The organism is candidate division Zixibacteria bacterium HGW-Zixibacteria-1 (assembly GCA_002838945.1).
GTDB lineage: Bacteria > Zixibacteria > MSB-5A5 > GN15 > PGXB01 > PGXB01.
Genome location: PGXB01000067.1, coordinates 1 through 11,682 on the forward strand (window position 1 = coordinate 1; position 11,682 = coordinate 11,682).

The window sequence follows — 11,682 nt, forward strand, 5'->3', positions numbered from 1 at the left end:
AACATCTGAACACCTCCTGTCCTTCGGGACTCAGGATGAGAAAGAATCATAATAATAGTATCCTTTCTCCGTGTCCACTAAATCGGGGGAACTTCATTGGTATAACTCAGGGTTGTGCCAGATAGGCCCGCGTTCCCGGAAATTGTGATCGAGTCATGTCTAACGACCGTGATCACCACCACCTCACTGTCGGCCAGAACCCCGTCAGAAGCAATAAAGGTGACGTTGTACACTCCAACCTGCGTGAAGTCGGGACTGAAAGCGAAACTTCCGGTCCCATCGCCATTGTCATCGAAGCTGGCGTTCGTTGGCAGGTTCTCCGCCGACAGTATCAAATTGTCACCGTCAGGATCAGTCGCGCTAACACCTACCACCAGCGTATCACCCTCCGCCACCGACTGCGAACCAATTGATACCAGCACCGGATATGCGTTGACGGCAGTCACTTCGATGGCCACGATTTCACTGTCGGCCAGCGCTCCATCAGAAACAATAAATGTTGCGTTGTATACCCCTGCCTGCGTGAAGTCGGGACTGAAAGCAAAACTCCCGGTCCCATCGCCATTGTCACTGAAGCCGGCGTTCGTCGGCAGGTTCTCCGCTGACAATGTCAAACTGTCACCGTCCGGATCAGTCGCACTGACATCTACAACCAGCGTATGACCCTCTGCCACCGACTGCGAACCAATGGTGGCCAGCACGGGCGGATCTGGACGATCCTCGCCGAGACCAAAATCACCAAATTCTGTCAAGGCTATTGCCTCGGTCCGGGTAGCAGCCTTCACCCCTACAACCGGATAAGTCCAAACGTCACCGGCGTATCTGCCGACCTTAAACAAATCGGTATTTGCGCCGCCGTCTATATCACCGTCATTGAAGCCGAAGCTAGCATCATAGTTTGTGAAGACAATTCCGCTGTTTGTAAGAGTCCAATACTTGTTAACACTCCGGATAGAGTCAATTGTTGAGCTTTCGATTTTTGGGTGATCTCCTGCCGTTATTCTCGCAGTCAAATCACCACTGGAGGTTATTCCAGAAAAGGAAACGCTCAGCGGACAGTAGCTGCCCGCGTCTCCGATTTCGAATGTCTGCGAAGTCGACCCAGCTGAGACTTGCTTTCTTAGATTGCCAAAAACATGGCCGCTGGTGCGCGATACCCCGCCTGTCGAGGTGATTATGACAATGTTTGCGCCGGTGGTGATAATGCCGCTGGCGAAGGTGAGCATTCCGCCCACGTTGAAGGTGGTGTTAACCATGACCGTCCCGCCAATCTTATTAACGGTTAGGTTATTGAAAGTTGTGGTCGCGCTCCCGCCGATCGACTGATCGGTCGTACCGGTTAGCGCGATGCCTCCACCGGACGCCGTGAAGGTGCCGCTGTTGCTGAAACCGCCATTGAGGTCGTGGGTGAAGGGACCAGTGGCGAACGACGCGCTGGATCCGATGCTGAGGCTGCCGGCAATGTTGATGGCCGCGGCGGCCGTTGCATAGGCGGTTCCCGACAAGGTGAAGTCGCCGTAGATTGTCAGCGTCGTGGACGGCAGAGCCTTGGCGCCACCTCCGCTCAGGGTGAGGTGGTGGTAGGTAGTCGGTTTGACGGTCTGGGCTGCTCCGCTGTAATTGACGGTGTTGGCGCTGGCGGCAGCGTCGAGGGTTATAATGCCTACCGTCCCACCGAGGGTGAGCATCGCGCCCGGCCCTTGAAGTAACTCACCGGTCCCGTTCAGAGCGGTGGAGACTATCAAGTTAGTCGAGTTGTTAGTCAGAGTAATGCCGTTGACGGTAACATTGTTGATCGTCAGAGTGCTTCCGCCCTCCAGCGTTTGGGGATTGGTGTCGAAAGCATAGATCCCGGTGCCGGCACTGAAGCTGGCTCCGTTGTGAGTGAGACCTCCGTGTAAGGCGATCGCGGAGTTGCTGGCATTTGTCCAGGAGCCGCCAAAGTCGATCGTGACCGGACCGACATAGGTTTTCGTACCGGCCGCGGAAGAGTGAGCCAGCGTTCCGCTCACCGAGGTTTCGCCGGCGATTGTGAGGTTAAAGCCCGCAACGGCGAAGATGGTTCCCGTTCCGATCGAGAGGTTCCCGTCAATCGTGGTGGTAATTGCCGTAGTGGCTGAGCACGTCCCTGCCAGCGTAAGGTTCCCGTCGATGGTTCCCACATTGGTAAGGGTTTTGGTGCCGCCTCCGCTCAGAGTGAGGTGGTGGTAGGTGGTCGGTTTCACGGTCTGGGCCGCCCCGCTGTAGTCGACGGTGTTGGCACCGGCGGCGGCGTCGAGGGTTGTGATGCCTGCGGTCCCACCAAGGGTGAGCGTCGCGCCCGCCCCTTGAAGTAACTCACCGGTCCCGTCTAGAGCGGTGGAGACTATCAAGTTAGTCGAGTTGTTGGTCAGGGTGATTCCGTTGACGATAACATTGTCGATCGTCAGAGTGCTTCCGCCCTCCAGCGTTTGGGGGTTGGTATCGAAAATATAGACCCCGGCGCCAGAACTGAAGGTGGTTCCGTTGTGAGTGAGACCTCCGTGGAAGGCGATCGCGGAGTTGCTGGCATTTGTCCAGGAGCCGCCAAAGTCGATCGTGACCGGACCGACATAGGTTTTCGTACCGGCCGCGGAGGAGTGAGCCAGTGTTCCGCTCACCGAGGTTTCGCCGACGATTGTGAGGTTAAAACCGGCCACCGTGAAGGTGGTTCCCATTCCGACCGAGAGACTCCCGCCAATCGTAGTAGTGATCGCCGTAGTGGCGGAACACATCCCTGACAATTTGAGGTCACCGTGGATGGTTCCCACGTTGGTCAGGGTCTTGGTGCCACTTCCACTCAGGGTAAGGTGGTGATAGGTGATGGCCCTCACAGTCTGGGCCGTTCCGCTGTAGTCCACGGTGTTGGAAGTGGTAGCGGCGTCGAGGGTGGTGATACTCAAGGTCCCACCAATGCCGAGCGTCGCGTTGGTTCCGTTGGTGAGGGTGCCGCTTCCCCCAAGCGCGGTGTTCACAATCAATGTGCCGTAATTAGTTACGGTGCCGTTGACTGTGAGGTTCGGAATCGAAACCGGGTTGACGCCGTCTATAGTCTTTATCGCACCGGTGAAGGTGTACCGGCCGGTGCCTGCATCAAGCGTGCCGTCATTCCGGAAACTCCCACCCATGTTCACTGCCTCGTTGCCAGAAGTGTTGTCCCATGAACCACCGCTGTTAATGGTGACGTCGCCGGTAAAAGTTTTGGTGCCGGTGGCGGAGGTGATGGAGAGTCTGCCGGTCACGTTGGTGACTCCGGCAACGGTGAGGGTATAGGGGCCCACGATGAACGTGCCGGTGGCAACTGTGAGGGAGCCAAGGATTGTGGTAGTGCCATTGAGGGCTACGCCGTTAGATGTGTTGTTGATGGTGATGTTGTTATACGTGGTGTAGTAGCCTAGAGTCTGCGCTGTGCTGCCGGTGAAGTTGATAGTGCCGGTGTTGCTGGTGATGAGCGTGCCGCCGCTTTCAAAGTTTCCGGCAATGTTGACTGTGCTTGTGTCAGTGGAGATAAACCGTGCCTGAGCCGGTGTCCCAGTGAAGGTGATTGCGCCTGTGACATTGATGGTTCCCGTGCTGACGGTCACGACGCAGTAGCGACCAGCGGTGGGGCTTCCAGGGATGGCAATACTCGCGGCATTGAGTGTACCAGCGCCAACATTGAGCGTGGAAGTACCGGATGTCGGTGCAGTCATGGTTATGGCGCCGCTCACGTTCAGAAGTGAGCCCGGATTGATGTTGATGCCGTTGATGCCACTGGTGTTGCCGGCAATGACCATGGTGGCGACAGCGGCCGCATCCGCAGCTACGGTCACCACATGGCCGCTCGCGATCGTGACGTCGTCGCCCGGCCCCGGCGGCACGCCACCATCCCAGGTCGTACTAACGTCCCAATTGCCGCTCTGTATTGTGGTGATGGTGGCAGCATGTGTGGCTGTAGCGGCAAGCAAGACAGACATTGCGAGCATTGCGGCAAGCAGAAAGCTCCCGGCGGCGCTAACGCGGTCGGTTATTGCGGGACCTGGCTCCAATTCGGAGGCGTCCTGCATGTGGTTACATGGCATGATTGGCCGCCGATATTCCTTCAGGCCGGCGTCCTTATGAAGCCAACGTGGGGTTTTGCGACTAACGACTTTCATCATAGGCTCCATTTCCTCAGTCGAAAAGCAGCAAGCAGACCGAAATGTTAATTGGGCAGTGGAAGCTCGCTGGTGCGGTTCCACAGGTCAGAAACCATTTACTGATAATGGTAGCTGGAACTGTCGACTGATCTTGTTGTTAAGCATTACTCACGACTAATGTCGACATTTCTTGGAAATTATTGAGAGGCTACAAGCCACTTTCGTGCGCTTTTGTAACAATATGGCGTGCTATGGGTTAGGAAAATGGCGGGCTCTACGAGACGACTTCCGCAACTGGGTGATTGAAAGCTCAGCAGCCTAAGACTCCCCATCAGAAACTCTTAATGCTTTTGACATAATTCTAATCCCTGCCAGAGTTGTTCTAATGGTCGGTTTGATTTATGTGGCCATCGTTGCCTGAATCGGTTCCAATTCCTTTATGCTGCCGCCCGGTATTAGCACATTTACCGTTTCCTTTATAGCTTTCTTTTCAATGTAATTTCTCAGTAATTTGCGGACTGATATAGTGATTTTTTGATTCTTAGCGGCAAGCAGTGCGCCAGCACGAGTATATATATCATCAGCAAGCACCATCGAATCATTAAGATCAAGGATGTTGACCACTTTTGATTGCATCTCAATTTGTGCGATCTGAATATCCCGCAATGTCTTGAGAATGCTGGGATGATACTTTTTATTACGGGATTTTAATTCGCCGAGAGCCTGTGTAGCAGTACGACCACGCGTAATCAAGCTGTCAAAATCCAGGGCAGTTCTTAATATCTGAGCCCCGAGCAATCCCGGGTCAGAAGGTAAGGCATCGTTTTCAATTGCGGTCTCTTGATATTCTATCAACTGCCCTGACACCATCTCAGATATTGTCTCCAGTCTTGGTATCTTAGATAATAACTGCTTTCCGACATGAGGATGATCCGCAAACATATTTAGTTCTGATTCAGGCATCTCACCCCCGGCGAAAATTGCGGCCAGAGTGTCAGCAGGAACGGTGACGCATCCGATTTGGGAGAGCATTGCGGCCATCTCATATTGCCAAATGTCCTTAATTTTTAAACGCATGCATATTTGACTAACATAATTGGTTATTCGGGATGTTCTGCTGAAAGCCAGTGGATTCACCAGCTCCAGAATATTTGTCAATACCTGGACACTTCCTTTAAGAGTTTTTTCAAGTAATTCCCGTTCTGCCATAATCAAACGATATTGCTTAATTCCATCCTCCAACGCCCAGTCCATTGTGGCCTTTTGACATGGCTTTACCAAAAATCGAAAAATATTGCCCTCATTTAGAGCATGCATTGCCGTTTCAAGATCAGCATTTCCGGTCAGCATCATGCGAACCGTATCCGGAGAAAATTTGGCAGCCTGAACAAGTAATTGAATTCCATTCATTTCCGGCATTCTCATGTCGGATACAATAACTGCAAATGGTCCCTGTTCTTGCAAAACCCTCAATCCATTATGCCCATCTTCGGCTGTGACAACATTGAAAGTCCCGCGAAGCTGGCGTTCCAATGCCGCAAGAATGTTTTGTTCATCGTCGACAATCAGGATTTTTTCAGGATATTTATTATTCATTTTATCATCCTTTCTTCAATTCCGTTATATTGCATCGCTCCAATAAATAAGGGAATTGGTACGTTAATTCAAGTTTTTTTAGATACTCGCAATCCAGGTAATATGAAGACGCATTGGATCCTTCTTTACTGCATCGCTCCATAGTATTTGCCAAATAAACAGTCGTCAGAATATTTCTTGTCAGAGGGACTGCCTGGCTTGGGATGTGATGAAAGGCTATGGCCTCCAGAATATCATCATGCAGCCCCCAAAGAGAGAGCAAATGGGCGCCAATTTCGGCATGGCTCACGCCAAGAATTTCTCTCTCCGCAAGATGTGCTTCAATCGACTTTTTTTGGGCTAATTCCAAGGCGGCGTTCATCTCATCTTTAAAGTCAGTCAGCATAACCAATTTGCCCACGTCATGCAGTAATCCTGCGAGGAAGGCATCTTCAGAATCTCGTTGTTTTAGCCCGATCTCCCCGGCAATTTTCCTGGCGTGTGCACTGACAGCCATACTGTGATTAAAGAGTAATTCAAGTGAAGAATCTGGGATGCCCGTATCCTTCATTTGGCTGTAAATGCCGGCATTCAGAACCAGACCTTGAATGGTATTCAAACCAAGGTAGCTAACTGCTTGATTAATATTATCCACACGGGTGGGCAGCCCAAAAAACGCTGAATTTACGACTTGAAGGAGCTTTGCAGTTAAGCTGATATCCCGGCTGATTAATCTGGCTATGGTATTAATCGATGTTGTTTCAGACTGAAGTTCAAGCACAATTTTGTTATAGATATCCGTGGGACTCGGCAAAGTTTTAACCTTGACAATTTTAGCATGTATTTCCCGACTGGATAAAATCTGGCGAAGACCCATTGCTTTACTTAAATAGTATTTCAGCTTGTTGCCATCACACGGTTTTGCAATATACTGATGGGCAAATCCAACTGATTGCAGAATCAGCTCTCTATCGGAATGGCCTGATAATATAAAACAAACCGTTCCCGGATATAGCTCCCTTATTATTTTCAATAGTTGGGCGCCGTTCATTTCCGGCATCATCATATCGGCGACAACAAGATCGAACGAGTGCCTCTCCATTGCGACAAGGGCCTCTTTCCCACTGCTACAAAATTCCATATCCCATTCATTTCGCATTTCGTGAAGCATACGTTTTAAACCCGCAAGGATATTGGGTTGATCGTCAACAAACAGGATTTGAGTCTTTACTGCCAATAGATGCCTCACTTTCTAACTTCTCATTGGGATTGTCCTCGACCGCAGGCAAATAAACGCTGAACGAGGTTCCGACATTGATCTCGCTATCGACGGTTACATAGCCATGAAGATTTGTCAAAATACGATTTACGATCGACAGACCGATACCGGTGCCCTTTCCTTTTGGCTTTGTCGTATAGAATGAATCGAAAATATGGTTGATAATGGTCGGATCAATACCTGCTCCGGTATCTGCCACAATAATCTTATAATATGGTCCCGGTGCCGGGTTTTGTGATTGAATCCATAAATTCTCGATAGCATGGCCGTTGGAAATGCTGATTGTCAGAGTGCCGCCATTTCGCATAGCGTGTATGGCGTTGGTAATAAGATTCATCAAGACCTGGATCATTTGCGTTTGATGTATATAAGAAAAACAGGGGGAATCGGGCCTGGACCATGTCACATCGATTGTTTTCGGTATTAGAACTGTCAATAGCATCAAGCTCTCATCGATGACACTTCTCAAATCATGCAATTTGCATTCGGAATCGGCGCCCCTTCCCAACCATAAAATCTGTTGTACAAGGCTTGCCCCATGGTCGCATGATTTCCGGGCATGATCAAGATTTGCTTCAACACCTTTTATACCGCTCGCCTTAATTGCAGCCAGCTCTGTATTGCCGGAAATGACAGCCAATATATTATTGAGGTCATGCGCAACGGAATTGGCCAGCAGTCCCATAAGTTCCATTTTCTGGGATTGTATCAACTGTTGTTCCAGAATTATATTTTGATCCCGCAACTGGTCTTCGTAAGACTTGATACGTAACGCCCCCTTAATCCGGGCTGCCAACTCATGCGGATCTGCAGGTTTGTTGACAAAGTCGAAAGCTCCCAATTCCAAGGCTTTATGTTTTAACTCCCTTTCAGCACATCCGGTTAACATAATAATTGGAATGTATTTTTTTCTTGCGTCGGCCTTTAGATGCGCAAGTAATTCAATACCATCCATTCCTGGCATGCGAATATCCAGAATAATCGTATCGAAATCAGACTTCTCAATAAGTTGAATCGCCTCCTCTGCCGAAAAGGCGCCTTGGCATTCGCAGTCCAGTGTAAGTTTGCTGAGTTGCCTTTTTAAGGCATATATCACATTTGGTTCGTCATCGACAAAAAGTATTTTATTCATATGCGGTTACAGCCTCCTGGACATTTATCGGCAGACGGACAATAAAAGTAGTCCCCTTGCCTTCCTCAGTCTCGAAGTCCAGACTTCCTTTATGCTTTTCCACAATGATTTTCTGCGCAATTGCCAACCCCTGTCCGGATCCCTTGCCAACATCCTTAGTAGTGAAAAATTGATCAAATATGCGGTGGTGAATGCTTTTCGGTATCCCTGGACCGGTATCAGAGATTTTAATAATAACGCTGTCGCCCTCTTTATTAGTGGAAACCTTGATTGTGCCCTTTTCTGCGGAGCCACCTTTGATTACGTCGGCTATGGCATGAGCCGCATTAATGAACAGGTTGAGAAAAACCTGATTCAACTCGTCGCGACAGCATTCAATTTCCGGGATTGATTCATCGAATTCCGTTATGACATCCGCCACGTATTTCAACTCATTTCGCGCTACAGTCAAAGTACTCTCAAGCATGTCATTTATAGATGCTATCGTCTTTTCGCCCTGATCACTGTGGGCGAAATTTTTCATAGCTCGTACGATATTGGTGACACGTTCCACGCCCTCAAGTGTTTGATGTACGGCTAGAGGAATTTCCTTCCTAATATATTTGAGATCGACCTTCTCTTCGGCTTGATCCTTCTTTTGGACAAGCTCCGGTTCCAAATTCGCCTTATTAAAGAGTTCGTTGTAGGTATCTATGAGTGAGATAAGCGAGCAAAATGAGTCAGCCAGGAAATGAGTGTTGTCACCCACAAACTGGATCGGTGTATTGATTTCATGGGCAATACCAGAGGCTAATGAGCCCACCGCTTCAAGCTTTCTCGCCTGATCCATTTCTATTTCAAGCATGCGTCGCTCTTCATTGTCTTTCTTTGCTTCGGTAATGTCCTCTTTAATGGCCATAAAGCTGACAATATTCCCATTCTCATCCTTAACCGGAGATATCGAGGCAGATTCCCAGTATAATTCCCCGTTTTTTTTCTTGTTGTGAAATTCACCCTTCCAGGTTCCACCTGAAATAATGGTATCCCATAAATCTTTGTATTCTGAAGGAGGCATTTCTCCGGATTTTAGTATTCTGGAGTTTTGCCCCAGCACTTCCTCGCGAGCATAACCCGTAACTTCCAAAAATCTTGGATTAACATATTTGATATTTCCCAAAATGTCCGTGATGACAACAATATTCGAACTCTGTTCTATCGCATAGGAAAGTTGACGAAGTTCTGCAGTATTTTGCCGCAGGTTCTCTATAGCAATATTTCGATCAATAATATCCTGTGCGATACCTGTCAATTGCATAATTTTCCCGCTGCCATCATAAATGCTGCGAACCTTCGTATATATTATGCGCTCGGGGCCATAAAAGGGATTAGTCCTCAATTCACATTCAAATGATTCGCCATCAATGAGTATTCTGTCATATAGATTCTGGAAATGATCCCTATCTTCGGGGTGCAACAGATCGATATACTCCTTCAACGCTGGTGCCCCGAAAGTCTCATTGCGGTTATATAAAACGAACATTCCCTTCGACCATATCAAAGTTTGAGTCTGTGGGTTTATTACCCAACTACCTAATTTCGCAACAGCCTGTGCCTCTTCCAAATGCGCCTTGCCTTCATAAATAGCAGCCTCAGCATTAATTCGCTCTGAAATATCCAAATTTACACCGATCATCTTCAGAACCGATCCATTCGGAGCTCGGATAATCATGGCATGCATTTCCAGATGGCGGATATCATTTCCTGGCGTAATAATGCGATAGTGCGTGTGAAATTCTCTGGAATTGGCTATGGCATCTTCCATCTGCTTCTCGGTATCCGTTATATCTTCAGAGTGAATTGTTTGTCGCCACATTTCATAGGTGCCGTCGCAATTGACGGGATCAAGGCCGTAGAGCTCATACATCCGCTTATCCCATAAGAAATGATTATTTAGAAGATTTAATTCCCATACACCGATTCCAGCGGATTCCGTAGCCATCCGAAGTCGATCACTCAGCAGTCTAATCTCGTTTTCAGCGCGCTTGCGCTGGGTATAATTATGAGTGATGCCGACGACCTCACGAACCTCGCCGTTTTCTTCCAGCAAAGGGGCACAGGTGATTACAAGTTGGGTCATCCCTTTACCGGGAAACTCCAGATCGATATCCACAGAACAAACCCTGCCCGTATCCAGGACCTTCTGGAGAGTGGGCAAATAAGCGTTGTAAATTTCCGGAGGCCAGATTTCTTCTTCTCGCATTCCGATGAAATCCGATGATTGGCGGCCAGTGAGATGTTTGGAGGCCTCATTAATATATCGAATTCGCAAATCCCTGTCATAAATAACGACGACATCCGGAATATTTTCAAAGGCCCGTTTAAATCTTTCCTCACTCTCCCTAAGCGCCTGCTCCACCTGCCTGCGCTCGTAGGCCTCGAAGGACAAGGAAACGAGTGTTGCCATTGTAGTGCAAAGGCGCTCATCGGCTTGCGACCATTCCCGTTTATCGCCGACATTTTCAAAACTTAGGAGACCTCCAATTTTGTTATGCAGCCATATCGGGGCATCCAGAAAAGATCGAATATTGTTCTTATCCCAATAATCATGCGATATATTTCTGACATTAGGGTCGGTTTTGATATCAGAGATAGCAAATACGAGACCACGTTTATGACTGTCAAGGTAGGCAGGGAAGTCCTCGCCCCGAAAAGTCACACCTTCGCTATGCAGATCCTTGCTCCGTTCATATAAATCCAGGCATTTGACGGTCATGAAATTCTGACTATATCGCCACACACTGACTCTTTCTGTCCGTATAAGCTCGGAACAGACTCTGGTGATTTCTGCAATGCCTTCTTTCAGATCACCACTAAACAGCCTGCCGTTTTTCATAAGTGATAGCAATGCTTCGTTTTGACCAAGAAGCAGTTGTTCCCTACTTAAAAGAGCTTCCTCGGCCTGTCTCCGCCTGGTAATATCGCGTGATATACCCAGAACTCCGATCAAACTTCCAGCCTCGCTAAACATCGGCGTTTTAATTGTCTCCAGAATCTCGTGATGACCGTCGATTGCAAATGTAACTTCCTCCTCATTTATGCAGGATTTTCCCGCAGCCATCGCATCCTGGTCATGTCGACGGAAAAAATCAGCAGACTCTTTGTCGACGAAATCATAATCTGTCTTACCTGTGATATCCTCTCTTTTCGCACCGAAGAAGTTTTCAAATCGACGGTTACAGGAAAGATAAATGCCCTCAGGGTCTTTTAGCCAGATAAGATCGGGGATGGTTTCGATCAGTGTTTGAAGGTGGGCTTCACTTCTTTTCAGCTCCTCTCGTGCCGATTTGCTTTCGGAAATATCATCCAAAACTATAAGCAGAGATGGCCTATTTTCATATCCAATGATTGTTATATATATATTTAACCATTTAACCAAACCGTTATTGCTTATTCCCCTTATTTCCATTCCCTTCGTGTTAAGTTGGTGGATTCACATTTGAAGTGCAACAATTGCTCTAAAAATACTTCAGACGGTGTTTGAAAGTCCAGACATTTTCTCGGAGTATTATTATAGATTCTCA

General features: G+C 48.4%; 6 protein-coding genes. All 6 read right to left on the reverse strand.

Annotation, left to right across the window (positions count from 1 at the left end; translation table 11 throughout):
- Positions 1–77 precede the first annotated feature (77 nt).
- Positions 78–4,064 (reverse strand): hypothetical protein, encoded by a 3,987-nt coding sequence (locus CVT49_16060; GenBank protein ID PKK81977.1) that lies wholly within the window; start codon positions 4,062–4,064, stop codon positions 78–80.
- 471 nt (positions 4,065–4,535) lie between these two features.
- Complete coding sequence (locus CVT49_16065) at positions 4,536–5,732, reverse strand: two-component system response regulator (protein ID PKK81978.1); 1,197 nt, start codon at positions 5,730–5,732, stop codon at positions 4,536–4,538.
- Positions 5,733–5,736: 4 nt separating this feature from the next.
- Positions 5,737–6,960, reverse strand: a complete 1,224-nt coding sequence (locus CVT49_16070; protein PKK81979.1) for a two-component system response regulator — start codon at positions 6,958–6,960, stop codon at positions 5,737–5,739.
- Positions 6,917–8,122 carry a hypothetical protein gene (locus tag CVT49_16075; protein PKK81980.1) on the reverse strand — a complete coding sequence of 402 codons (1,206 nt, stop codon included), beginning with the start codon at positions 8,120–8,122 and terminating at the stop codon, positions 6,917–6,919. The genes CVT49_16070 and CVT49_16075 overlap by 44 nt, the downstream gene beginning before the upstream one ends.
- Positions 8,115–11,567 (reverse strand): hypothetical protein, encoded by a 3,453-nt coding sequence (locus CVT49_16080; protein PKK81981.1) that lies wholly within the window; start codon positions 11,565–11,567, stop codon positions 8,115–8,117. The genes CVT49_16075 and CVT49_16080 overlap by 8 nt, the downstream gene beginning before the upstream one ends.
- Positions 11,558–11,682 (reverse strand): IS30 family transposase (locus tag CVT49_16085; GenBank protein ID PKK81982.1); only part of this gene is annotated, 125 nt, incomplete at its 5' end. The genes CVT49_16085 and CVT49_16080, both read right to left, overlap by 10 nt.